The organism is Polaromonas sp. P5_D5, assembly GCF_054049435.1.
This window is the reverse complement of the sequence record NZ_JBFUMJ010000004.1, coordinates 117506-140728: the sequence shown is the minus strand read 5'-3', so window position 1 is coordinate 140728 and position 23223 is coordinate 117506. Positions and strand designations below refer to the sequence as shown.

The 23223-nt window shown below is 63.0% G+C and carries 19 protein-coding genes; 5 read left to right on the top strand and 14 right to left on the bottom strand.

The annotated features are described in order from the left end of the window. Positions 1 to 39: 39 nt before the first annotated feature. Both ACXJKE_RS17040 and ACXJKE_RS17035 read right to left on the bottom strand, forming a co-directional pair. Complete coding sequence (locus ACXJKE_RS17040) at positions 40 to 591, bottom strand: hypothetical protein (protein ID WP_457281781.1); 552 nt, start codon at positions 589 to 591, stop codon at positions 40 to 42. Positions 592 to 868: 277 nt separating this feature from the next. Next, positions 869 to 1720 carry a metallophosphoesterase gene (locus ACXJKE_RS17035; RefSeq protein WP_457281780.1) on the bottom strand — a complete coding sequence of 284 codons (852 nt, stop codon included), beginning with the start codon at positions 1718 to 1720 and terminating at the stop codon, positions 869 to 871. 116 nt (positions 1721 to 1836) lie between these two features. On the opposite strand from ACXJKE_RS17035, the gene ACXJKE_RS17030 reads away from it, so the two are divergent. After that, positions 1837 to 2250, top strand: a complete 414-nt coding sequence (locus ACXJKE_RS17030) for a DUF1801 domain-containing protein (protein WP_457281779.1) — start codon at positions 1837 to 1839, stop codon at positions 2248 to 2250. A 33-nt stretch (positions 2251 to 2283) separates the two neighbouring features. Here ACXJKE_RS17030 and ACXJKE_RS17025 read toward each other — a convergent pair whose 3' ends face one another. Continuing rightward, complete coding sequence (locus tag ACXJKE_RS17025) at positions 2284 to 3828, bottom strand: PAS domain-containing sensor histidine kinase (protein ID WP_457281778.1); 1545 nt, start codon at positions 3826 to 3828, stop codon at positions 2284 to 2286. A gap of 190 nt (positions 3829 to 4018) precedes the next feature. On the opposite strand from ACXJKE_RS17025, the gene ACXJKE_RS17020 reads away from it, so the two are divergent. Continuing rightward, positions 4019 to 4195, top strand: a complete 177-nt coding sequence (locus ACXJKE_RS17020; protein WP_431099058.1) for a hypothetical protein — start codon at positions 4019 to 4021, stop codon at positions 4193 to 4195. A 136-nt stretch (positions 4196 to 4331) separates the two neighbouring features. Here the strand turns inward: ACXJKE_RS17020 and ACXJKE_RS17015 are convergent, their stop codons facing one another. The 4 genes from ACXJKE_RS17015 to ACXJKE_RS17000 all read right to left on the bottom strand — a co-directional run bounded on the left by ACXJKE_RS17015 (position 4332) and on the right by ACXJKE_RS17000 (position 11169). Continuing rightward, on the bottom strand, positions 4332 to 5333 hold the full coding sequence (locus ACXJKE_RS17015) for a Bug family tripartite tricarboxylate transporter substrate binding protein (protein ID WP_457281777.1): 1002 nt from the start codon (positions 5331 to 5333) through the stop codon (positions 4332 to 4334). 402 nt (positions 5334 to 5735) lie between these two features. After that, positions 5736 to 6608 carry a hypothetical protein gene (locus ACXJKE_RS17010; protein ID WP_457281776.1) on the bottom strand — a complete coding sequence of 291 codons (873 nt, stop codon included), beginning with the start codon at positions 6606 to 6608 and terminating at the stop codon, positions 5736 to 5738. A gap of 96 nt (positions 6609 to 6704) precedes the next feature. After that, complete coding sequence (locus ACXJKE_RS17005) at positions 6705 to 9485, bottom strand: autotransporter domain-containing protein (protein ID WP_457281775.1); 2781 nt, start codon at positions 9483 to 9485, stop codon at positions 6705 to 6707. A gap of 727 nt (positions 9486 to 10212) precedes the next feature. Beyond that, positions 10213 to 11169, bottom strand: a complete 957-nt coding sequence (locus ACXJKE_RS17000) for a LysR family transcriptional regulator (RefSeq protein ID WP_457281774.1) — start codon at positions 11167 to 11169, stop codon at positions 10213 to 10215. A gap of 182 nt (positions 11170 to 11351) precedes the next feature. Here ACXJKE_RS17000 and ACXJKE_RS16995 point away from each other — a divergent pair, with 182 nt between their 5' ends. Then, positions 11352 to 12008, top strand: a complete 657-nt coding sequence (locus tag ACXJKE_RS16995; RefSeq protein WP_457281773.1) for a hypothetical protein — start codon at positions 11352 to 11354, stop codon at positions 12006 to 12008. Positions 12009 to 12159: 151 nt separating this feature from the next. On the opposite strand, the gene ACXJKE_RS16990 is transcribed toward ACXJKE_RS16995, so the two are convergent. Both ACXJKE_RS16990 and ACXJKE_RS16985 read right to left on the bottom strand, forming a co-directional pair. Beyond that, positions 12160 to 14052, bottom strand: coding sequence for a phosphoenolpyruvate carboxykinase (GTP) (locus tag ACXJKE_RS16990; RefSeq protein ID WP_457281772.1), 1893 nt, complete (start codon positions 14050 to 14052; stop codon positions 12160 to 12162). 511 nt (positions 14053 to 14563) lie between these two features. After that, positions 14564 to 14731 carry a hypothetical protein gene (locus tag ACXJKE_RS16985; RefSeq protein ID WP_164483721.1) on the bottom strand — a complete coding sequence of 56 codons (168 nt, stop codon included), beginning with the start codon at positions 14729 to 14731 and terminating at the stop codon, positions 14564 to 14566. Positions 14732 to 14869: 138 nt separating this feature from the next. Here ACXJKE_RS16985 and ACXJKE_RS16980 point away from each other — a divergent pair, with 138 nt between their 5' ends. After that, positions 14870 to 15358, top strand: a complete 489-nt coding sequence (locus ACXJKE_RS16980; protein WP_457281771.1) for a glycine zipper family protein — start codon at positions 14870 to 14872, stop codon at positions 15356 to 15358. A gap of 17 nt (positions 15359 to 15375) precedes the next feature. Here the strand turns inward: ACXJKE_RS16980 and ACXJKE_RS16975 are convergent, their stop codons facing one another. Then, the gene (locus tag ACXJKE_RS16975) at positions 15376 to 16578 is read right to left on the bottom strand and encodes a threonine ammonia-lyase (protein WP_457281770.1); all 1203 of its coding nucleotides are present in this window, start codon (positions 16576 to 16578) and stop codon (positions 15376 to 15378) included. 253 nt (positions 16579 to 16831) lie between these two features. Between ACXJKE_RS16975 and ACXJKE_RS16970 the strand changes: the two genes are divergently transcribed. After that, positions 16832 to 19195, top strand: coding sequence for an ATP-binding protein (locus tag ACXJKE_RS16970; RefSeq protein ID WP_457281769.1), 2364 nt, complete (start codon positions 16832 to 16834; stop codon positions 19193 to 19195). A gap of 93 nt (positions 19196 to 19288) precedes the next feature. Here ACXJKE_RS16970 and ACXJKE_RS16965 read toward each other — a convergent pair whose 3' ends face one another. The 4 genes from ACXJKE_RS16965 to ACXJKE_RS16950 are packed head-to-tail and all read right to left on the bottom strand — an operon-like array spanning position 19289 to position 23196. Beyond that, the gene (locus ACXJKE_RS16965) at positions 19289 to 20122 is read right to left on the bottom strand and encodes a class II glutamine amidotransferase (protein WP_457281768.1); all 834 of its coding nucleotides are present in this window, start codon (positions 20120 to 20122) and stop codon (positions 19289 to 19291) included. Positions 20123 to 20126: 4 nt separating this feature from the next. Beyond that, the gene (locus ACXJKE_RS16960) at positions 20127 to 20870 is read right to left on the bottom strand and encodes an amino acid ABC transporter ATP-binding protein (protein ID WP_457281767.1); all 744 of its coding nucleotides are present in this window, start codon (positions 20868 to 20870) and stop codon (positions 20127 to 20129) included. Positions 20871 to 20888: 18 nt separating this feature from the next. After that, positions 20889 to 21992, bottom strand: coding sequence for an amino acid ABC transporter permease (locus ACXJKE_RS16955; protein WP_457281766.1), 1104 nt, complete (start codon positions 21990 to 21992; stop codon positions 20889 to 20891). Between the two features lies 1 nt (position 21993). Then, the gene (locus ACXJKE_RS16950; RefSeq protein WP_457281765.1) at positions 21994 to 23196 is read right to left on the bottom strand and encodes an amino acid ABC transporter permease; all 1203 of its coding nucleotides are present in this window, start codon (positions 23194 to 23196) and stop codon (positions 21994 to 21996) included. Between the last annotated feature and the right edge of the window lie 27 nt (positions 23197 to 23223).

The window sequence follows — 23223 nt, the reverse complement described above, 5'->3', positions numbered from 1 at the left end:
GCAGGGAGCTACACGAAGTGAGCGACCGTGGGGGCTAGTCTAGAAACTCTGCGAGCGCAGAGTTTCGCGCAGCGTCTGCGCTTTATCTGCGTCGAACTGACCTTCAACCCGCGCCAGCACTTCACCCTGGCGGTTGACCACCACGGCGTAGACCTGGTCCGTGCCGTTGAGGCCGGCCGCGCGCACAAAACTGGCCCGGTCGGTGAACACCGGCACCAGCCTGGCGCGCTCGGTGTCGGCCGTGTAGTGCTTGAGCAACCTGTTTTCGACGGCGCTGCGCCCCGTCGGTGTGCCGGGGTCATTGACGATCGGCATGCGCATCCACGCGATGGACGAGTCGTTACGCAGGTTCAGCCCCTGGATCCAGCTCTCGGCCTGGACGTGCTGGCCGCGCTGGAAGGTGATCAGTGCAAGGGTGCGGTCAGAGGGCAAGCCATCCGGTACGTTGACCGGCTGGCGCAGCAGTGTTTGCGCCATGAAGGCCGGCATGTGCCCCATCACGCTGGCCTCATTGGGCGACGCGAACGCAAACGCAAACGCAAGGCCGACGGCAACCAGCCAGGCGCCAAGATAGGACACGTTGCTTTTCATGGTGCTCTCCCCAATGCGGGTGCGGTACAGGAAGTCCTGCATGAACCCTTCATGCAAGATACATGCAAGCCGAACAGTGCGCAAACCAACAATTGGAACAAAGTGTTATCACCTTCGTGCTGACCCTTGGGTTCCGCGTTGCCGGTCGTGGTTGGGTTACGCGATGCGCAGGAAGTTCAAAAAAATGCCGCCGCCGTGTGCGCTGCGGCGCTACGACTTTAGTCACCAGCGGCACGTCGGCACCACGCACATAAGAGGACGACTGAGTGCTTGAGTGCTATTGGCCGACGCGGATCAGCAAGTCGGGTAAAAACCCGTCCTGTTCATGCTTGCGTGCATAACCCAGCGGGTTCGCCACTACGCGGCAGCCGCGGCTGATGTAATTAATTACGCAATGCAGATGCCCATGCAGCCACAGGTCGGCCAGCGGCAGCAGGTCATCCAGCGCATTACAAAAGCCCGCTGTACCCGGCACCAGGCCATAGCGCGGGTCGGCGCTCAGCAAGCTGGGGGCGAAATGCGTCACGGCCACGGTAGGCCCTTCAAAGGGTACGGCCAGTGCCTGCCGCAACCAGGCCTGGCTTTTGAGGCCCTCTTCGCGCACATCGGCCGCCAGCAGTGGCTGGCCATCGCGAAAGGAATGGTTTTTTTGGAGGTAAAAGTTGGCGGCGCGGAATGCTTTTTCGCGAGCTTTCAATTGCTCGCCCGGCGTAATGTCCGATGCCTGGGCCTGGCCTGCGCTCAGGGCGTCAAAGTCGGTCCACAGCGTGCTGCCCACAAAACGCACACCCTGCAGCACCACGGTTTCACGCTCAAGCCAGACCATGCCCAGGCGCTCGCAGGTTTCGCGCAGCCGCACATGGGTTTCATCAAAGTCCAGGCCGTCGTATTCGTGGTTGCCCGGGACAAACAGCACCGGCGTCGGCCAGCCGGCGCCGCCGCGCTCTGCCGGCAACGGTGAAAACCGCGCCAGGCCAAAGTCGCCGATATTCAATTCGTCCAGCAACGAGCCCTTCTGGTAGGAGCCGATGTCGCCCGCCAGCACCAGCAGGTCGGCACCGGGCACGGGCTGCGCTGTGAAGTGGGGATTGGATTCAAGGTGCAGATCGGAAAGGAGCTGGATGTTCACCCGCCCATTGTGCGGGAAGATGTTTCGATCTCTTCCTTGCTGGAGTTTTAGCTTGCGCGACCTTGCGCCCATGCGCTAGATTGCGCATGGCATCAGCAGATGAACCGGAGCCGCTTGTGAAGCAGATCGAAAACGCAGCCGTCGCGCAGACCTTCGCGGCCTACCCACCGGCGCTGCGGCGCAAGCTGCTGGCCCTGCGCACGCTGATCCTGGACACGGCATCGGCCACACCCGGCGTGGGCGAGCTGGAGGAAACCCTCAAGTGGGGCGAGCCGGCCTACCTCACGTCAGTCAGCAAAAGCGGCAGCACCGTCCGCCTGGGGCCGGTCAAGTCCAGCCCGTCGCAGTACGCCCTGTACTTCAATTGCAACACCACGCTGGTGGACACCTTCCGCACCTTGTTTCCGGGCGAGCTGCGTTATGAGGGCAACCGGGCCATCGTGCTCGATGCGGCCGATCCACTGCCGCGGGATGCCTTGTCGTTCTGCATTCAGGCGGCGCTGACCTACCACCGGAAAAAAGGCCCCTGAAACGGCAAAACCGCCGGCGCCGGGCGGGGTGCGTCAGGCCAGCGGCGCCAGCAGGCGCACGGTGAATGTCGTGCCCTGTCCGGGCCGGCTGGTGACTTCAATCTGCCCCTGGTGCAGGTCAACGCATTCCTTCACGATGTGCAGGCCGATGCCGGTGCCGGAAATATTGCCGACATTGGTGCCGCGGTGAAAGCTGCCGAAAAGCCGCGGCAGGTCGGCTTCCGGGATGCCGATGCCGTGGTCGGTGATGCGCAGGTGAATCTGGTCGCCCACGCCGCGAACGGCAAACTGCACCGGCGTGTCCGGGTCCGAATATTTCAGTGCATTGCCCAGCAGGTTGACCACGATGTGCCGCAGCAACTGCTGGTCCGCCGTGCGCGGCGCGTCCAGGCCGTCGCAGGTCAGCGACACGCGCGCGGCCTGCGGGTTGCCGCGCTCAAGCTCACCCATCACCTGAACCAGCCAGTCGGGCACTGCCAGCGGTGCGGCTTCGAACTGGAACTTGCCCAGCTCCAGGCGGCTGGTCAGCAGCACCTGCTCGACCATGCTGTTCATGCGGGCCACCGCCGTCTTGATCTGCCCCAGCAGCTCCCGGCGTTCGCTGGCCGGAAAGCTGGCGCCGTAGGCGTCCAGCAGCTCCACGGACGACAGGATGGCGGCCAGCGGTGTGCGGAACTCGTGCGATGTCACGGCGACAAACCGTGACTTCAGCTCCGACAGCTCGCGCTCGTGCGCCAGCGCCTTGCGCATGTCTTCCTCTGCCTGGCGCTTGCGCGTGACATCGGTCAGGAAGTTGAGCGTGGCGGGCGCGCCCTGCCATTCAAACATCACCGCGCTGATCTCCAGCCAGCGTATGGCGCTGCGGCTGTGTTGCACGCGAAACTGGTAGTAGTTCTCCACCGGCTCGCCGCGCAGGCGCTTCATGTGGTTGCTCAGCACCTTCTCGCGGTCGTCGGGGTGGATGAATTCGATGAAGGGCCGGGACTTGGCGGTTTCCTCGTCCAGCGAGGTCAGCTCCAGCGCCTTGGGGTTGGCATACAGGATGCGCCCGGCCGCCGTGACAAGAATGCCCTCGCTGACGTTTTCCACCACCGCGCGGTACTTGGCCTCGGAGTCGTTGCGCCGGCCGATCTCCACACGCAGCTGCTTGGAGGTGTCGAGCTGCCAGGTGATGTTGTTGGCCAGGTGGATGACGCGCAGCAACTGCCCCGAAGGGCTGTGCATGGGCAGTGCGCGCTGGCTCAGCCGGGCGTTGCCGCCCTGCGGCCGTATGACCCTGTACTCTTCGCTGCGCTTCAGGGGGCTGGTCTGCAGGCTCAGCACCCGCTCGCGGTCTATCGGGTCCACATGCTCCAGCCATTGCCAGGGCCGGTCTGCCAGGGTGTCGGCCGACAGGCCCCAGAACGCCTCGAACGCCGGGTTGGTATAGGTGATGCGGCCGGTTTGCGGGTCCCAGGACCAGAGCATGGCGTCAATATTCGAGGCGATCTGCCGCAGCAGCGCCAGCGCCCCGTCCGGCGATGAAGCAGGGGTCTCAGCCGTGGGCAGGGAAGAGGAGGGATTTTGGGGATGGGCCACAGCCCAAGCATAGCCGCCGGCTCCGTGAAATTTTTCCCGGAAATCACGTAGAAATCACCCGCATGTGTCGCCGCGGGGCATCACATGCATTTTTTGCATGGGTTTGGGCCTCGGTTAGGCTTGAAACCCTAGGGAAAACCCTTATTCTTCATTCACCGCAACTTTTTCACCCCATGAAGGTGACCCTGACATGTACAGCCTGATTTCCCAGATCGCCCGTTTCCTGCCCGCCGCAACCCGCGTGGCCCCTGTAAACGGTGTGGCCCACAACCTGATGGAACGCGCCGAAGCACGCGCCGGCCGCAATCCGCTGCAGGCCCAGGAACTGCGCAGCGCCGCCTACGCTTACCTCAGCGTGGTTCGCTGAGCCCCCACGCTTCCCCACTTCGAGCCTGCGGCGCGCTGCCCCTTTTCTCTCGTACGGGGCTGCCCGCCTTGCGGCTGGCAAAGCCAGACCGCGGCTTCAGCTGGTAAAGACGGGGTCTTGCTCGGGGCGGATGCGGTCAGAGCTTAACCCCTGCTCCTTTGACGGCGGGCGACAGTACGGCTACCTGCTCCTTGACGAAGCCGGTGAACGCCGCCGGGCTCATGGGCTGGGTGGTGATGCCCAGCTCCAGCATCTTCTTTTTGATCTCTGCCGTTGCCAGTATTTCGTTGCAGGCGCTGCTCAGCCGTGCCACGACGTCGGCCGGCATGTGCGCCGGGCCGCTCAGGCCAAAGAAGTTGTCCAGAACCAGCTTGCGGTAGCCAAACTCCACCACGCTGGGCACATCCGGCACCAGCGGTGAGCGGCTGGCCGACGTCACGGCCAGCGGCACCAGCTGCCCGCTTTTGAAGTAAGGCACAAACGCCGTCAGCACGTCGATGCCCACGGGGATCACGCCCCCGATCAGGTCTGTCGTCATGGGCGCACCGCCGCGGTACGGGATGTGCACCAGGTTCACGCCCATGGACTTTTTCATCAGCTCGCCGTAGATGTGGCCGATCGAAGCCGGGCCGCCCGAGCCGAAGTCGAGCCGGCCCGCCTTGCGGGCCTGCGCTTCCACATCGGTAATCGTCTTGATGGGCGCGTGCGGGTTGGCCATCACCACGCAGGGCGCATTGCCGATCAGCGCGATGTGGGTGAAGCCTTCCACCGGGTCATAGGGCTGCTTTTCCAGCGCGAACGGGCCGATGGAAACCGGTGTCGAGTTGCTCAGCATCAGCGTGTAGCCGTCCGCCGGCGCCTGCGCCACCACCAGGCCTCCCACGCTGCCGCCCGCGCCCGGCCGGTTGTCGACCACCACCGCCTGCCCCAGCTTTTTGCCCAGCTGCTCGGCCATCACCCGCGCGACGATGTCGCTGGCGCCGCCGGCCGGAAAGGTCACCACGATCTTGATCGGCTTGTCCGGCCAGGCAGCCAGGGCCGGCAGCGCCATGGACGCGGCGCCGCTGGCGAGGATCTTCAGCGCGGTGCGGCGCGCAAGTGGGTGGGAGGGCGTTGGGGTGTGTGGGTGGTCTGGCATGCGCGGCTCCTGCGTACAGTTTGTGTGCAAAAGTGTGTGCAAAAACCATGCCCCTCGCCGCGAGCCGCTTGAATGGGGTTGCCCGTGGGCGTTCGGCGTCGGCGAGATGCTACTGAATTAATAGCGGCTAGCGCCTGTTCTCATTGGGTTGCAGCCCGATTGAGTGGGTAAAAAGCGATTCAGGGGGCTTTTTATCCTCCAGCCTGCCCCTGGGGTGCCGCAAAAGCCTTGGCGACGCCGGAAACCCCGAGAAAACCACTGATTTCAAGTGCCAAAGATGGCTAAAGCCCAATACAAACGGGCGCAAGCAGCTATCTATTTGATAGCGAATGGCATGGCAATCTGCCGCCGGCTTCAGTCGCCTCGATAGGGTGCGTGCGTGATCCTGCTGCCGGCCCGCGGCTACCGCCACAGCTCCCCGTTAAAGGAGACGCTTTTGACCATGTGTTCCTCCAGGTAGGCTTCCTTGTAGGCGGAACGCACGGTTTTCCAGGTTTCGCTGGTTGCCGGGAGTTCCGTGCGTGCCGAGATGACGGCGCGAAACGGAATGTGGCCGACGCCGGTGAAGGTGGCTTCTGAACGCAGCACCACATTGCAGTTAATGGTCTCTCCCGGCCCGATCAAGCCGCCAGGGCAGATGTCAGCCTGCACATCGCTGGCTTTCAGTGCCAGCTTTGTGTTGGGAAGAGGGTTGAGGGTCAGGGCGATGCGCGGCGGGGTCACGCGGACGGCGCGGCGGCTTGCGTTGGTCAGGCTAAAACCGAAGGAGACGCTGCGGTCCAGCCAGGTGACCTTTTGCTGGAACTTGACCTGCAGGTTAGGCGTCAGGGAGTCCACCAGTTCATCGACCACCTTGATGCGCTCCAGCCGCTTGCGTTCCGCGGCCTGGGCGTCGGGCACCGGTTTCTGCACCGGCTCCGCAACCGGTTCCGCTGCGGCCTTGGGCTGCTGGATCTCGGCCTTCATCTGCTCCATGTTGGCGCGCAATGCCTCGGTCTGGGCCTTGGCTTCGGCGAGCTTTTGTTCAAGCTGCTGCTGGTTCTTCTGGTTCGCGGCCATCAGCTGCTGCATCAGCAGCTGGGCTTCCTTCTGTGCCTTGGCCGCAGGCCGGTCTACCAGGGTGTAACGCGCTGCGCTGCCGGCCACCACAATCGCCAGGCCGATGATCAGCAAAAAAACGATGGTGTCGTATCGGTGGGCGCCGGCGTCCTTGCCGGGTTTCGGTTTGGGTTGGCGCGGCGGGAGAGGCGGCAGGGATGGCGGGATGGGGGGCATGCTTTTGTAAGCCATGAGATATGACGCGGGTGTGGCTGGATTAAATGTGTTGTGAATCAGGTCGGTCAGGGGGCAACATGCCTTGAGATGCCCGGCTCACCATTTGCCGCGCACCCCCATCAGCAGGGCCAGGTTGCGCTGGCGTGCGTTCTGTTCGGTCTGGAGGTCGGCGAAGAGGTTGAAGTTGTCGTGGATGCGGCCCGAAACGCCCACGCCCAGGACCACCGTGTTGGCATTGAGGGCCACGCCCGCGATCTGGAACTGGTAGGGCGTGCCGGCGCCCTGCAGCTGCGCCGTCATCGGGGTGTTGTATTTGCCAAACTCATGTGCCCACACCACCCGCGGTTCGATCCGCAGCCGGCCCACGTCAAAGCCGGCTTTCAGCCCCAACATCGATTTGGTCGAGTACACGGTTTGCGCGGCAACCTGCAGGTTGAGCGCACCGGCGCCCTGCTCGGCGAAACCGTTGGTCTGGTTGCGGCTGAAGGCCAGCGCGGCCATCGGTTGCAGCGTCCAGCCGGTCATGTCCAGGTCGTAGGTCAACTCGCCGTAGGCCGTGGCGGTGCTGCTGTCGAAATTCGACGAGGCCAGGCGGGCGATCGGCCCGACCACGATGCCGCGGTCCATGTGGTTGCCGTGAAACGCCACGCTGGTCACGCCATTCAGGCGCCAGGCCCCGTCGGTGTAGCCGGCGTACATCGCCAGCGCCGCGCTGCGAGCCCTGCCCTGGTCACCTGAATCAAAACTGACCCTTGATGTGCCCATCGTCACGGCGCCGCCCAGCATCAAGCCTGGCGACACTTCGGCGTCGTAACCCGCGCTCAGGCCGGTGCTGTTCAGGCGGCTGGCCATGGCATTGCCGTCGCTGTCGGTGATTTGGTGGCTGCCGTAACCGCGCAGCCAGAAACCGCAGCCGTCTTCGATGGCCGGGAAAAGCGCCCTCAGGGCTTCGCGGCCCGCAACGTCGTCGCTGCCGCAGACTGAGCCCAGGCTGCTTCGGCCCACGCGTGCCTGCAGCTGTTCGCCGAATGCGGCGGCAAAGCTGGGGCCGGCACGGCGCAAGGCGACCAGGTTGGCACCGCCTATGGCATCGAAGGCGGCGAGGGCCTGCGGCACTGAAAGGCTGTTGAGGGCGCTGAGCACCGTGCTCATGTCGCCGCTCGCGCTGCCGGAGGCATTTTGCAGCGCATTCGAGGCTGACTGCTGGTTGGGCGTCATGCCGGGCAGGGTGTTGTAGCCGGTGCTGTTGCGCGCCAGGGTCAGGTACACATTGTTGGGGTCGTAGGTGAGCGACGGCGTCAGAAACGCCAGGTTGGTCGTGAGCCCGCTAAAGACGCCGGTGCGCCCGCCTGTGGCATTGAGGATGGTGTACTGCGTGGTCGGCGAGTAGGTGCCGGCGCTGGCCAGCACGTTGACCGTGCCGCCGTTGATGGTCAGCGTGCCGGTGGCGTTGGTGCGGTCGTTGCTGCCGGCTGCATCGACCTCCACGCTGTAATTGGAGCCCGCATTGAAAGTCAGATTGCCGACGACGGTGAGCGTGCCGATGGAATTGCCGGGCGCCAGCGTGCCGCCCGACTGGATGGTGGTGTTGCGCACGGAACCGGTGCCGCCCAGCGTGCCGCCGTTCTGCACCTGCACGGCAGAGTTGGTCAGGCTGCCGTTGACCGACAGCGTGCCGCCGCTGACGACGGTAGTCCCGCTGTAAGTGTGGGTGCCGGAAAAGGTGACATTGCCGGTGCCGCTTTTGACCACGTTGCCGGTGCCGCTGATGACGCCGCCAAACGTTCCGTTGCCTGCTTGCAAGAACTCCAGGTTGGCGTTGGTGGTAATCAAGCCCTGCAGGTTGGCGGTAGTACCGCGCAAGGTGCCGCCATTGATGGTGGTGCCGCCGGTGTAGGTGTTGGTGCCAGAAAGAATCACCGTGCCGCTGCCTTCCTTGACCAGTGCGCCGCCGCCGCTGACGGACCCTGCATAGGTGCCATTGGTGGTCTGGTCGAAGGTCAGCACGCCGTCGTTGCTGATGGCTCCCTGCAGGCTGGTGGTGCTGCCGGTCAGGCGGGCATTGGTTCTGATGAAAGTGCCGCCGGTGTAGCTGTTGGCGCCCGTCAGTATGGTGGAGGAGCCCCCGGGGTGGCGGAACACTTCTACCCATCCGGCGCCGCTGATCGCCGCGGAGAAGGTGTAGGGCGTGGCGTCGTTTTGGTTGAACTTGATGCTGGAGCTGGCATTGCCGAAAACCACGGCGTCAGCATTCAGGGTGCCGCTGGGCCCGATGTTGCCGATGACCAGCGTCCCGGTGCCCACATTGCCCAGGTGCAGGGTGCGGGTGCCGCCCACCGTCACGGTGGCGCCGGTGCGGATGCCCAGGAGCCCGTCTCCATTGTTGCCAACAATGAACTGGTCGCCCGGAGCCAGGCTGAGGGGGGACACGTTCAGGCTGGCGCCGGCGCCGTCCATGAGGATCTGCCCTCCGGTCACCGTGTCGCCCACGCTCAGCCGCGTGGCCGTGACGCTCCCATTAATCAGCATTGATCCCGCGTTACCCGGCGTCGGCGTGGTGCCCAGCAGGAGCGTGCCAGCGGCCAGGGTGCGGCCCGCATGGACGACCACCTGGCCGTTTTCCTCCACTTGCAGCGTGCCCACCTGGGCGGCTGGTCCACTAATAATGTCCACCTGCTGGTTCGTCGGGACCCTTGCCAAGCTGGCGGCTGTAGGCGTGCCGCCACTCCAGTTGGCCGCGTCGTTCCAGTCCTGAGTGCCTGCGGCCGAGAAATCGTTGGTGACCTGGGCATGGCCGGCATGCGGTGCCATGGCCAGGCCGGCGAATGCCAGCGCCAGGCCAAGCGGCTTGAGGGGAAAGTGCGGGCGGGAATTCATGCGGGCCGGTTTTGGGGTGAGGCTTCAAGCCGTGCCGGTCAGCAGAACCCAAAGACGATTGCCTTGCCAGAGGACATCGCGATTTCGGCTGCAGGCGCAGTTAATAATTTAGCTAACATTTCTTAACGTATGCCTCGCAGTAACTATGGCCTCCGGAAAGAGCTCCGTACGGGTGTGATGTCCATGTTTTGACTTTGCTTCACGTTACATTTTTTTGCAAGTAGGTCGTTTGACAACTTATAACGCCCAGAGCGTCAAATGGGAGAACTAAAGAATTAATTTGATCTTGTGGCGTTGACTAAGAGTGGCCGGAGGCTGGCCTGTAGCCAGAAAAAGCGGCGCCACACGCTGAAAATCGCACCGCAGGGCACCGGATCCGGGTCATTCAGTGCGCTGTTTTGGTGTCTGCGTTGCGTGCTGGCCACACCGCAGCCGGGAACTGCAGTGGTTTGATCCGCTTGCCACGGCTGCTATCAAATAGCTAGCGACTTGCGCTCGTCTTTGTTGGCTAAAACACCAATATGATGGGAAAAAAGTGTGCTGGAGAAGCGCGCCGCAGTAGCGATGGCTCCCGGCGACGATTTCCGCGCCCAAAACTGCCTGGTTTGGCATCAAAAATGACCCTCGCCCAATACTGACTTGCGCGAGCAGCTATGATTTTTATAGCGCTGTGTAGACGTCTCTCCGGATAGCCAGGCTGGCCAGTCCTTTGGGTGGGTCAGGGGCTTCAGGCCAAAAATGCCCTGTCGGCCGCACGCACCAGCACCTGCCGCAACCACGCATGCGCGCTGCGTTGTTGCGAACGCCGGTGCCACAGGGTATCCACGTGCACCGGTGACACGTCAAACGGCAGGGGGCGCAGCACCAGCTGGTCGGCAATGCCCGTCACCCCGACGAAATGCCGCGGCAGCACGGTGAGCAGGTTCGAGTTCGCCACGACGCGCCCGGCAGTGAAGAACTGGTTGACCGTCAGCACCACATGCCGCTCCCGGCCCAGCGAGGCGAGGGCTTCGTCGACGAAACCATAGGGACGGCCCGAAAAACTCACCAGCATGTGGCGCGCCGCGCAGAACTTGCTCAGTGTGAAGGGGCCGGTAGCCAGCGGGTGGTCTTTGCGCATGACGCAGACGTATTCGCCGTCATACAGCCGCTGGTGCAAAAAGGGCAGGGGCTCGCCACTTTGCGCGCCGGCCGTCAGATCGGCCAGCACCGAGGGAAAGTAGCCGACCGCCAGGTCGCACAGCTCCTCGTCCAGCAGGCGCCGCGGGTCGCGTGTGGTCAGTGGAATCACGCGGATCGACACGCCTGGGGCTTCCTGGTCCAGTGTCTCCACCAGGCCGGGAATCAATTCGGCCGCGGTGGCGTCGGCCATGGCCAGCACGAAGATGGTGGTGGCTTCGCCGGGCACGAATTCGTTGGGCACCAGCGACTCCTGCAATTGCTGCAGGGCCTCGCGCACGGCCGGCCAGATCGCCACGGCGCGCGGGGTGGGCGCCATGCCCTGGCCGCTGCGCTGTACGAGCTCGTCGCCCAGGGTCTCACGCAGCCGGCGCAAGGCATTGCTGACAGCCGGCTGCGTCAGCGACAGGTTGCGCGCCGCCCGGGTCAGGCTGCGCTCGGCCATCACTTCGTCAAACACGCGAAGCAGGTTGAGGTCCAGGGTCCGGAAATTGAGCGGGGTCACGGCTTGGGGCGGGTGTTGAAGAGCGAAAAAGAGGGTGAAAAGAGGGTGGAAAAGCTCAAATTATCACCAATGTGAATGAATCACATCATAAAGATAAAGTTGAATAACATCAGTGATAACCCTAATATCCTCCTACCCGCTGCAATTTTGGTTCAGCGGAGTTAACCCAAAGGGAGTTCACCATGACCAGCTTCGTCAATATCAAATATTCCACACAGCACCCCGGCGTTGTCCGCGCTGAGTCGGCCTTTGGTGCCGTACGCCAGCTGGGCGGTGCTTTCTCCGGCACCCGCGGCCTGGCTACGCTGCTCTTGTCCGCTGTTGCGGCCGCCGTGATGGTGGTGGCTTACCAGGTGATGGACAGCGTCGCCGAAGGTCACCTGCTGGTTATGTGGATCGGCATCTGGGCTGTCGCTTTTGCTGTCCTGGCGATTTTCGCCGGCGCTGCGCGCAATGCAGCCGTCAGCCTCAAGGTCGGCCTGGACGCCTGGTCGCGTAGCCTGGCCGAAGCCCGCGCCGACCAGCGCCTGTGGCAAGCCGCCAAGAACGATCCCCGCGTGATGGCCGACCTGCAAGTTGCAATGGCCCGTCAGCAAGCCGCCGTTGAAGAGGCTGTTGCTGCCCCCGCAGCCGTGGTGTCCGCTCCGGCCGGCCTGACACAGCGCGCCCTCCGTCTGGGCGGTGCAGAACTGAAGGCTTTCCTGCGCAGCCAGGCCGACACGAAAGTTGCCGCTGCCGAAGCTGTGGTTGATGAGGCATCTGCTCCAGCCGGACTGTCACAGCGCGCCCGCCGCCTCGGTGGTGCGGAACTGCGGGCTTACCACCGCAGCTACATCTAAGCGCCAGGCGCCTCTACGCCGCGCCGCTCTTTGCAGCGGCCCACAAAAAAAGCCACCGGATCGGTGGCTTTTTTTTGCCTTGGCGCAGTCATTGCACCAGGAATGAGGCGTACCGCAGGTTGTGCGAAACGCCCCGCGCGTGGTGTGCCGGTCAGGCGACCAGGCGGCGCTCGATCGCGGCTTTGGTCTCCTCCAGCTCTTTCGGCAGGTGATGTTCGAGTTGCTTGAACAGTTCGGCGTGCAGTTCCAGCTCCTTGAGCCAGGCGGCCTTGTCGATGCTGGTCACGGTCTTGAACTGCTCGGCGCTGAAGTCCAGGCCGGTCCAGTTCATGTCTTCATAGCGGGGGCTGACGCCGGTGATGTGCTCGACGCCCTGGCCCTTGCCTTCGATGCGGTCGATCATCCACTTCAGCACGCGCATGTTTTCGCCGTAGCCGGGCCAGACAAACTTGCCGTCTTCGCCTTTGCGGAACCAGTTGGCGGTGAAGATTTTCGGCAGCTTCGCGCCCGAGGCTTCGAGTTTCTGGCCCAAGTTGAGCCAATGCTGGAAGTAGTCGGCCATGTTGTAGCCGGCAAAAGCGATCATCGCGAACGGGTCGCGGCGCACCACGCCGACCTGGCCGGTGATGGCGGCCGTGGTTTCGGAGCCCATGGTGGCGGCCATGTACACGCCTTCCACCCAGTTGCGGCCTTCGGTGATCAGCGGCACGGTGTTCGAACGGCGGCCGCCAAAGATGAAGGCGTCAATCGGCACGCCGGCAGGGTCGTTCCAGGCCGGGTCCAGCGCCGGGTTGTTGGTGGCGGCCACGGTAAAGCGTGAATTGGGGTGGGCGGCCTTGGCGCCGGTTTCCTTGGCGATTTGTGGCGTCCAGTCCTTGCCTTGCCAGTCGATCAGGTGCGCCGGCAATGCCTTGCCGGGGGCGTCCTGCTCCATGCCTTCCCACCAGACGTCGCCGTCGTCGGTCAGGCCGACGTTGGTGAAGATCACGTTTTTGTCCAGGCTGCGCAGGCAGTTGGGGTTGGTCAGCATGTTGGTGCCCGGTGCGACGCCGAAGTAGCCGGCTTCCGGGTTGATGGCGTAAAGGCGACCGTCCGCACCCGGCTTGATCCAGGCGATGTCGTCGCCGATGGTGGTGACCTTCCAGCCTTCAAAGCCTGCCGGCGGCACCAGCATCGAGAAATTGGTCTTGCCGCAGGCCGAAGGGAAGGCCGCCGCGACGTGGTACTTCTTGCCTTCGGGCGAGGTCACGCCCAGGATCAGCATATGTTCGGCCAGCCAGCCAGGGTTGCCGGAGCCGTCTTGCGAAGCCGCGCGGCCCATGTTGGAGGCGATGCGCAGCGCAAAACACTTCTTGCCCAGCAAGGCGTTGCCGCCATAGCCGGAGCCGTAAGACCAGATCTCGCGCGTTTCGGGGTAATGCACGATGTACTTGGTTTTGTTGCAAGGCCATTTCACATCTTGCTGGCCTTCGGCCAGCGGCGCACCCACTGTGTGCACGCAGGGGACGAATTCGCCGTCGAGGCCGAGCACGTCAAACACGGCTTTGCCCATGCGCGTCATGATCTTCATGTTGACGGCCACGTAAGGGCTGTCGGACAGTTCAATGCCGATGTGCGCGATGGGCGAGCCAAGCGGGCCCATGCTGAAAGGCACCACGTACATGGTGCGGCCCTTCATGCAGCCATCAAACAGGGGCTGCAGTGTGGTGCGCATTTCAGCGGGGGCCATCCAGTTGTTGGTCGGGCCGGCGTCTTCCTTTTTGGCCGAGCAAATGAAGGTACGGTCTTCCACGCGCGCCACGTCGGTCGGGTCGGAGCAGGCCAGGAAGCTGTTCGGGCGCTTGGCTTCGTTAAGCTTTTTGAAGGTGCCGGCGTCGACCAGTTGCTGGCACAGGCGCTGGTATTCGGCGTCGCTGCCGTCGCACCAATAAATGTTGTCGGGCTTGCACAAGGCCACCATGTCGGCAACCCAGGCAATCAGTTTGGCATTCTTGACGTAGGGGGGCGTGTTGAGGTTAAGCCCTTGCATCGCGGGGTGGTTCATCGAAAAAACTCCAAAGTTAAAAAGCGTTATTTCGGGAAACGTCGCGCGGCAACCTGGATGGTTGCGACACGGAGACGTTTATCGAAATAAGGCTTGGAAGCTTCCCTTTGCACAACAAACAGGTCCCGGTCGGCGGGCGGTGCGCAAGCTTCAAAAGTGCTGCGGCGCAATGACAAAAAGCGGCAGCGTGAGGCTGCTTTTCATCTTCCACGGATCGGCCAGTCCAATTCATTTTAAGAAGATCAGCGCGAGTTACCTGTAAGTTACAGGCAAAAGTTATGCATAACCGGCATGAGGTTATGCATAGACTGCGCCGGGGTTCCGGCAGTCATGACATCGGGGTGAAGAATGCCTGGACGGCCGTTTCGGCCCGCAGTTTCAGGCCGGTTCCTCGGTGAACAGGCTGAAGGGGCCGGGAAGTGGGCCGGGAAGAGAGTGGAGAAGAGGGCGCGGAGCCCCGGAAACAAAAAAGTCCGCAAGATGCGGACTTTCGGGGTGAGAGCGGGGGCTTTCAGGCCATGTAGATGGCGATAAACGCCAGCAGGAACATCAGCACGCCGCCCACCACGGGCAGAACAATGGGGATCAGCGGAACGATCGCGTCGACGGCATCCTGCTCCTGGGCGGGAGTGGCGCTGTCGTGGGCTGCATTGGTGGTGTGGCTGGCTGGACTGGACATGGGGTTGATTCCTGAAATGCTTGAGAGTCTTGGCAGATTTTACCTGCATGAAGATGGTTACATGAAGATGCGGGCGACAAAGATGCCCGGCGCCTGGCTTGCGGTACCCTTTGCCATGCTTATTTGTGGAAGGAATACATGAAATCCCCAGCCCATTTCGCGCCTCAGCGGCGGTTCCGTTTTTTTTCAGCCGGTGCTGTTTTGTCCGCCGTGGCCCTGTTGTCGGCATGTGCTTCCGGCGGTCCCAACAGCGCCTCGGCAAAGCCCGTGCTCTATCCCAACGCCACCCTTAACCGGGTAGGTGACGCGCAAGGCCAGGCGGAGGCCAGCGCCTGCATGTCACGGGCCTCGGCCGCCGGGCTCAGCCCGTCGCAAAGCACCAACGAAGTCGGCCGGCGTGCCGGTGAAGGCGCAGCCGTCGGGGGTGTGGCTTCGGCGGTGGGTGCGCTGATCACCGGGCGCGGCGGCGAAGGCGTACTGCGTTCCGGCGCCGCGGGCGCCGCCGTGGGCGGCTCTGCGGGTGCGGTGTCAGGCGCGTTTCACAACGACAAACCCAACAGCACCTACCGCAGCTTTGTGCAGCGTTGCTTGAGTGAAAAGGGTTTTGAGGTGATTGGCTGGAATTGACGGGTCCCTCGCAGCGCTCAGTGCTGCTCTGACGCCTCGAAGCCGGCCGCATTCAGCGCCGCCAGCACTTGCTGGATATGGTCGCGCCCGCGTGTCTGGATCACCAGCTCGATCTCCACGTTCTGGACCGAGAGCATGGTGAAGGCGCGCTGGTGATGCACCTCGTCGATATTGGCCCCGGCGTCGGCCACAGTGGCGGTGATCTTTGCCAATGATCCGGGAATGTCACGCACACTGACCTTGATGCGGGCCAGGCGCCCGGCGCGCACCATGCCGCGCTCAATGATGGCTGCCAGCAGCAGCGGATCGATGTTGCCGCCGCACAGCACCAGGCCGATCTTTTTACCTGCAAAACGCTCCGGGTACTTCAGCAGCGCTGCCAGCCCGGCCGCGCCGGCGCCTTCAACCAGGGTTTTCTCGATCTCGAGCAGCATGACCATGGCCTGCTCGATATCGCCCTCGTCTACCAGCACCAGGTCGTCAACCAGCTTCGCGATGATGGCCTGCGGGATGACGCCCGGCGTCCCCACCGCAATGCCCTCGGCGATGGTGCTGGTGCCCTGGGGGTGCCGGGTGCCCTTGATCGCATTGACCATGCCCGGGAAGCGCGAGGTCTGCACACCGATGATTTCAATGCCGGGCTTGATCGCCTTGGCCGCCGTGGCCATGCCGGCAATCAGGCCGCCACCGCCGACGGCGATAACCAGCGTTTCGAGGTCGGGTTGCGCGTGCAGCATCTCCAGCACCACCGTACCCTGGCCCGCGACGATGGCTTCGTCGTCGTAAGGGTGCACGAAGACCAGGCCCTCCCGCTCAGCCAGCGTCAGCGCGTGGGTGCGTGATTCGTCCAGCGTATCGCCGTGCAGCACCACTTCGGCGCCAAAACCCCGGGTGCGTTCGATTTTGACGCCCGGCGTGAAGCGCGGCATCACGATCACGGCCCGTATGCCCAGCCGCTGTGCGTGGTACGCGACGCCCTGGGCGTGGTTACCCGCACTCATCGCGATCACGCCGCGGCGCCGTTCATCGGCTGAGAGCTGGGCCAACTTGTTACAGGCGCCGCGCTCCTTGAAGGACGCCGTGTACTGCAGGTTCTCGAACTTCAGGTAAATCTGCGCGCCCGTCAACTGGGAAAGCGTCCTGGACTCCACGCAGGGCGTATCGAGCAGGTGGCCCTGCAGGCGCTGGGCGGCTGTTTCTATATCTTTGAGACTGAGCATGGGAATTCCTCTGCGGGGCTATGGTGGGATTGTGCGGGATCATCTTTGCGCATCTTCGCAGGAGTTTCTGTGGTGCATTTCACACGTGGGGGTACAAGTAGCGTCTTCCATGATGCTTCAAGCTGCGTTATGGTGGAGTCTCATTGAACCAGGTCGCATCTGCGGTGCTCATAGCCAGTGAGGCGACGGTCTCGAAGCAGGGTATCTCACAGGCATGTCTACCAACCGTGTAGTTGCAAAGGGAGGTTTGTCCATGAGCAAGCGTTCCGTTAGCGAGCAGCAGTGGCTGCTGTCCCCCGGGCTGAAAGAAGCGCCGGTGCTGGACCTGATGTGCTCGCATTTCGTGCTGACGCTGGCGGCAAGGCAAGGCGCGAAGTTCAATGTGCGCCGCGACCTCAACAGCCTGCTCTCGCTTTCGGGCCGGCATCTCGTGTGGCCCCTGCCAGCGGTGCAGCGGTTGCGCGAGTTTCTTGGCCGCCGCTGCAAGGACAACGAGTTCTGGCGCGGCCATGAAAGCCTGACCGACACCGAGTTCATGGCGCGCCACGGCGCCTGGCGCGGCCCTTATGAAGAAGGCACGCTGTTCTTCTACCTAGACGAGCATGCGAAGGACCAGCCCAAGGACCTGCTCTCCGTGCTGGCCGCCACCGGCGAATGGCTGACCCAGGCGCTCAAGAAACAATCCACGCTGGTCGAGAAAAACATCGATGCGCTGGCCAACCTGTTGCAGCTCAACCGGGCCGAGCGTGCGCTGTTGCTCTACGGCACCCTGGCGCGCTACCAGCGCGACCTGCGCTCCCTGCTGGTGGAGTTCAAGGTCAACAATGCCCCCGAAGCGTATGCCGCCATCGCCGACGTGGCCGGCGTGAAGGCGCCCGAGGTTGCCGAAGCGCTGCGCGCCGGCTCGCGCCTGGAGCGCATCGGCATGGTTGAAAACCTGATTTCCGAGCACAACATCACCGACCTTGCCGACCTGATGAAGGTGAGTGAAAAACTGCCGCCCGTGCTGATGCGCGAATACCGCGACCAGAATGAGCTGATGGCGGTCTTCACACGGCCGGCCGCGCACAGCAGCCTGGGCCTGGCGGACTTCGCTTTTGTGCACGACGATGCCCAGGTGCTGGTGTCGCTGTTGCGCAATGCGGTGGCCGGCAAGGAGCAAGGCGTGAATGTGCTGCTTTACGGCCCGCCCGGCACCGGCAAGACCGAACTGGCCAAGGTGGTGGCGCAGGCCGCCGGCCTGGACCTGTTCGAAGTCGAATATGCCGACCGTGACGGCAACTCGCTCAGTGGCCGCGACCGCTACCGTTCGCTGCAAATCGCCCAGGTCTTCCTGAAGGGCAGCACGCACTCCGCCTTGCTGTTTGACGAAGTCGAAGATGTGTTTCCCCCGATTTCCAGCGAAGCCGCGCAGCTGATGGCACGCTCCGAACAATTGCCCGTACCTGCCAGCGGGTCGGTCAGCGGCAAGGCCTGGGTCAATCAGATCCTTGAATCCAACACCGTGCCCACCCTGTGGGTCACCAACCGCATCGAGCAGATCGACCCTGCTTTTCGCCGGCGCTTTGCCTACCACCTGGAACTCAGGTCGCCGCCGCCGGGTGCTCGTGAAGGCCTGGTGCGCAAAACACTGGAAGGTGTTCATGTCAGCGATGCCTTTGTGGCCAAGCTGACGGCCCGCAAGGGCCTGACGCCCGCGCAAATACGCACGGCTGTCCGGTTTGCCCGGCTGGCCAGCGCGCCTGAAGACGCGGTAGACGCACAGGTGGACGCAGAAGGCATGCACGCCATCCTGTCGGGCGGCAGGCCGCTGTTGATGGAGTCGCTGATCGAGCGCCAGCTCAAGAATGCCGATGTGGCGCTGGGCAACAGGGCGGAAACTTCCGGCCGGCGCAACGCGACCACCTATGACCTTTCCATGCTCAATGTCGAATCCCGGTTCGAGGTACCGCGTATCGTCGAGGCACTGAAAAGCCGAAGCCACGGCAGCCTGTGCTTTTACGGCCCGCCGGGCACGGGAAAGACGGCATTGGCCGAACACATCGCCAAAGCACTGGATTTGCCGCTCATCATCAAGCAGGCCAGCGACCTGATGAGCAAGTATGTCGGTGAAACCGAGCAGAATATGGCAGCGATGTTCCGCGAAGCCGAAGCGGAAAAAGCCGTATTGCTGCTGGATGAAGCGGACAGCTTCCTGCAGGACAGGCGCGGCGCCCAGCGGACCTACGAGGTGACTGAGGTCAACGAGATGCTGCAGGGCATGGAGCGCCATGCGGGCATCTTCATCTGCACCACCAACCTGCTTGAAAGCCTGGACCAGGCGGCGCTACGGCGTTTTACCTTCAAAATCAAATTCATGCCGCTGACTCATGCCCAGCGTGAGCAGATGTTTGTCACCGAAGCACTCGCAGGCGACGCCGACCGGCTTGCGGCCCCGCTGCGGGAGAGGCTCGGCAAACTGGTGCAGCTGTGCCCGGGTGATTTCGCGGCCGTGAAGCGGCAGGTGGATATTCTCGCGGCAGAGTTTTCCAGCGAGGAATTTTTGGCCCAGCTGGAGGCAGAGCACCGCATCAAGCCCGAGGTACGCGAAGGGCGGGCCATGGGGTTCATGCAATAGGAACAGGCGCTATTACAGACGCTCCGTCAGGGCCGGATTGCTATCAAAAGAATAGCTGCTTGCGCCCGTCACTATTGGTCTGAGGCCTGATTTTTATACGCAAGCCAGGTTGGCTTCGTTTTTACGCCGCACATCCTCGCTGACCTTCAGCTGCGCCTGCCGCACGATACGGCCGCCTTCAATCCACAGCAATTGCCCGGGCTGCAGCTGCTGCCAGTTTTCATTGAGCGTCAGCGGTTGGGTAGCGACGACACACAACCGGTCTTCCTGGACATTGGTTTGGGCAAAGTCGATGCTCAGGTCGGCGTCAACGAGCTTGGCGTGTGAAAACGGCCATTCCCGCACCAGGTAATACAGCCGTGTGGAGCAGTGCGCGAACAGGGCTTGCCCGTTGGAGAGCAGGTAGTTGAATACGCCATACTCGCCCGTGCCTTCGCTCATGCTGCAGAGGGTTTCAAACACCGTGTCCAGCGAGCAGGGTTCGCGCGGGCTGATGGCCTTGAGTTTTTCCATCAGGGCGCAAAAAGCGCGTTCGCTGTCGGTGGTGCCGACGGACTGGTAGTTGCCGCCCAGGGCGGGAAAGTAATTGATCAGGTCGCCGTTGTGGGCAAACAGCCAGTGGCGGCCCCAGAGCTCACGTGTGAACGGATGGCAGTTCTCCAGGCGCTGCGGATCGCCCTGCGTCGCCTTGCGGATATGGGACACGACATTGCAGGACTTGATGGCATAGCTCTTGAGCAGCTCGGCCACGGGTGAGGTGGCGGCTGGCTGGCTGTCCATAAAAATGCGGCAGGCCTTGTCTTCAAAAAAGCCGATGCCGAAGCCGTCGCCATGATGGTCCGTCAGACCGCCGCGTGCGGCAAAACCCGTGAATGAAAAGCGAAGGTCTGCGGGTTTGGCGGCATTCATTCCGAGGAGTTGGCACATTCCTCTAGTGTCCCAGAATCTTGGAGAGGAAATCCTTCGCCCGGTCGGTCTGCGGGTGGTTGAAGAAGTCCGTGGGCGTGTTCTGTTCAACAATCTGGCCCTGGTCCATGAAGATCACGCGGTCGGCTGCCGCCTTGGCAAAGCCCATTTCATGCGTCACGCAAAGCATGGTCATTCCCTGCTCGGCCAGTGAGATCATCACGTCCAGCACTTCCTTGATCATTTCAGGATCGAGCGCGGATGTCGGCTCGTCAAACAGCATGATTTTCGGCGTGAGGCACAGCGCACGCGCAATGGCTACCCGCTGCTGCTGGCCGCCTGACAGCTGCAGGGGATACTTTTGTGCCTGCTCCGCGATGCGCACGCGTTCGAGCTGATGCATGGCCCGCTCGGTCGCTTCCTTTTTGGACAGGCCCGCGACCCAGGTGGGCGACAGGGTCAGGTTTTCAAGCACGGTCAGGTGCGGAAACAGGTTGAACTGCTGGAACACCATGCCGACCTGCCGGCGCACGGCATCAATGGCCTTGATGTCGTCGCCGAGGACGGAGCCGGCCACGGTGAGCTTGCCTTCCTGGTAGTCCTCCAGGGCATTGATGCAGCGGATCATCGTGGATTTGCCCGAACCGGACGGCCCGCAGATCACCAGGCGCTCGCCCTGCTGCACGTCCAGCTGCAAGTCGCGCAGCACATGGAAATTGTTGCCATACCATTTGTTGACTTTGTCAAAGCGGATGATGGGGTCGCTCATGGGGATCCTTGGTTTTTGTCAGCGGGCCTTGCCCACAGCCAGCCGCCGCTCTATCCAGAGGCTGTAGCGGGACATGGCGAAGCAGCAGGTAAAGTAAATCGCGGCGATAAAGAGGTAAGCCTCAATCTTGAACGGCCGCCAGTTCGGATCGGACCCGACAGCCAGCGACAGGGCCCCGGTGAGTTCATACAGCGACACGATGGTCACGAGGGAGGTGTCCTTGAACAGCGAAATGAAGTTGTTCATGATGCTGGGCACCACAGCGCCGAGGGCTTGCGGCAAAACGATCTTGATCTGCGTCTGCCAGTAGCCCAGGCCCAGGCTGGCGGCTGCTTCGGTCTGGCCTTTCGAGAGGGACTGCAAACCACCCCGGACAATCTCCGCCATATAGGCCGCGGCAAACAGCGTGATGCCGACGATCACCCGGATCAGCACGTCGGGCGATTTGCCGATGGGCATGAACAGCGGAAACATGAAGCTGGCCATGAACAGCACGGAGATCAGCGGCACGCCACGAATCAGCTCAACGTAAATGACGCACAGGGTCTTGATGGCGGGCATGTTGGAGCGCCGCCCCAGCGCCACCGCCACCGCAATCGGGAAGGCAATCGTCATGGAGATCACCGTCAGCATGACGGTCAGCGGCAGGCCGCCCCACTGGTCAGTGGACACTTTGGATAGCCCGAACATGCCGCCGCTCATGAGCGTGAAGAACGCCGTCAGGACCACGACCCAGATCAATCCCAGCCAGGGTTTCCAGAACCAGCGGCTGCAGCTTGCGACCACCAGGCCCAGCAGCAAAAAGGTTGCCAGCTCCGGCCGCCAGTGCTCCGTCAGGGGGTAGCGGCCCAACAGGATGATGCGGGCTTTTTCGTTGATCACGCCCCAGCATGCGCCTATGCCGCGTGCGGCCTGGCAGGCATCCGCGTCGGCCGCGGTCACGGCATTGAACACCGCCCAGCGAAGGGCCGACGAGGCGGCCCACAGCAACAGGGCGATGACCCCGACTGACACCAGCGCATTGCCGACGCTGGAAAACAGGTTGTTGCGCAGCCAGGGGCCCGGGCCCTCCATCTTGATGGGGGCCGGGCGCGGCGCGACGGGAACAAAGGTCTGGTTCATGTCAGCGTTCCTTGATGGCGGCGCGGCTGTTGAACCAGTTCATCAGCGCAGAGGTGGCCAGCGATGTGGTGAGGTAGATCAGCATGATGATGGCAATGCATTCGACGGCGCGGCCGGTCTGGTTGAGCGAGGTGTTGGCAATCGACACCAGGTCGGGGTAGCCCACGGCAACGGCCAGTGACGAATTTTTGGTGAGGTTCAGGTACTGGTTGGTCAGCGGCGGGATGATGACCCTCAGCGCCTGGGGCAGCACCACCAGGCGCATGGAGTGGCCGCGCGAGAGTCCCAGCGATGCGCTGGCCTCGTGCTGGCCCAGCGAGACCGAGGCAATTCCGGCGCGGACCACCTCCGCCACAAAGGCCGAGGTGTAGAGCACCAGCCCGAGCAGCACCGCCAGGTATTCAGGCGACAGCGCGCCACCGCCCTCCACCTGGGTTTCCGTCAGTTTCGGCAGGTTCCATTCGGAAGGTGCACCACCGGCCAGCCAGCCCAGCAGCGCACCGGCCGCGACCAGTCCCAGCACCACCCACAACACGGGGCGCGCATGGCCGGTCTGGTCAAAGCGGTGGCGTGCCCGGCGCGCATAAACAAACCCCGCCACACCACCGGCCGCCATGCCGACGAGGGCCAGCGTCTGCCCGAGATGCCACACCGGAAAGGGGTAAGACAGGCCGTTCTTGCTGATATACACCAGGCTGCCGATATGCAGGGCCTGGTCAATGGCCGGCAGGTATTCCGTGAACAGCAGGTACCACATCAACAGCTGCAGCAGCACCGGAATGTTGCGGAACATCTCGATATAGCCATAGCACAGGCCGCGGATCAGGGCGTTTCGCGAAAAGCGTCCCACGCCCAGCAGGGTTCCCAGCACGGACGTGAGCACAATGCCCACCACGGCCACGCGCAGCGTGTTCACCAGCCCCACGAGGAAGGCTTTCCAGTAGGGATCAATCGAGTCGTAATTCAGCCAGCCTTCCCCGATGTCGAAACCGGCGGGCTGAAACAGAAAATCAAAGCCGCTCTGGATGCCGCGCGTCTTCATGTTGCTCATGGTGTTGCTCACGAGCAGCCACACGAGGAAGACGATCAGGCTGACGGCCAGGATCTGGTAGACAACGGCGCGCGCCTGCTTGCTGCGCCAGGAAAAAACTCTGCGCCGCAGCGCCGGCGCCGGCCGCGCGGGAATCAGGGAGTGCTCGGACATAAGGCGGTTACCCAAGTAAAACGGGCC

Coding starts and splice junctions, on each gene's coding strand:
- ACXJKE_RS17010 (WP_457281776.1), bottom strand. CDS start 6,608: ATGCCCCCCATCCCGCCATCCCTGCCGCCTCTCCCGCCGCGCCAACCC.
- ACXJKE_RS17020 (WP_431099058.1), top strand. CDS start 4,019: ATGTACAGCCTGATTTCCCAGATCGCCCGTTTCCTGCCCGCCGCAACC.
- ACXJKE_RS16955 (WP_457281766.1), bottom strand. CDS start 21,992: ATGAACCAGACCTTTGTTCCCGTCGCGCCGCGCCCGGCCCCCATCAAG.
- ACXJKE_RS16975 (WP_457281770.1), bottom strand. CDS start 16,578: ATGCTCAGTCTCAAAGATATAGAAACAGCCGCCCAGCGCCTGCAGGGC.
- ACXJKE_RS17005 (WP_457281775.1), bottom strand. CDS start 9,485: ATGAATTCCCGCCCGCACTTTCCCCTCAAGCCGCTTGGCCTGGCGCTG.
- ACXJKE_RS16995 (WP_457281773.1), top strand. CDS start 11,352: ATGACCAGCTTCGTCAATATCAAATATTCCACACAGCACCCCGGCGTT.
- ACXJKE_RS16980 (WP_457281771.1), top strand. CDS start 14,870: ATGAAATCCCCAGCCCATTTCGCGCCTCAGCGGCGGTTCCGTTTTTTT.
- ACXJKE_RS17040 (WP_457281781.1), bottom strand. CDS start 591: ATGAAAAGCAACGTGTCCTATCTTGGCGCCTGGCTGGTTGCCGTCGGC.
- ACXJKE_RS16965 (WP_457281768.1), bottom strand. CDS start 20,122: ATGTGCCAACTCCTCGGAATGAATGCCGCCAAACCCGCAGACCTTCGC.
- ACXJKE_RS16970 (WP_457281769.1), top strand. CDS start 16,832: ATGAGCAAGCGTTCCGTTAGCGAGCAGCAGTGGCTGCTGTCCCCCGGG.
- ACXJKE_RS16985 (WP_164483721.1), bottom strand. CDS start 14,731: ATGTCCAGTCCAGCCAGCCACACCACCAATGCAGCCCACGACAGCGCC.
- ACXJKE_RS16950 (WP_457281765.1), bottom strand. CDS start 23,196: ATGTCCGAGCACTCCCTGATTCCCGCGCGGCCGGCGCCGGCGCTGCGG.
- ACXJKE_RS16960 (WP_457281767.1), bottom strand. CDS start 20,870: ATGAGCGACCCCATCATCCGCTTTGACAAAGTCAACAAATGGTATGGC.
- ACXJKE_RS16990 (WP_457281772.1), bottom strand. CDS start 14,052: ATGAACCACCCCGCGATGCAAGGGCTTAACCTCAACACGCCCCCCTAC.
- ACXJKE_RS17015 (WP_457281777.1), bottom strand. CDS start 5,333: ATGCCAGACCACCCACACACCCCAACGCCCTCCCACCCACTTGCGCGC.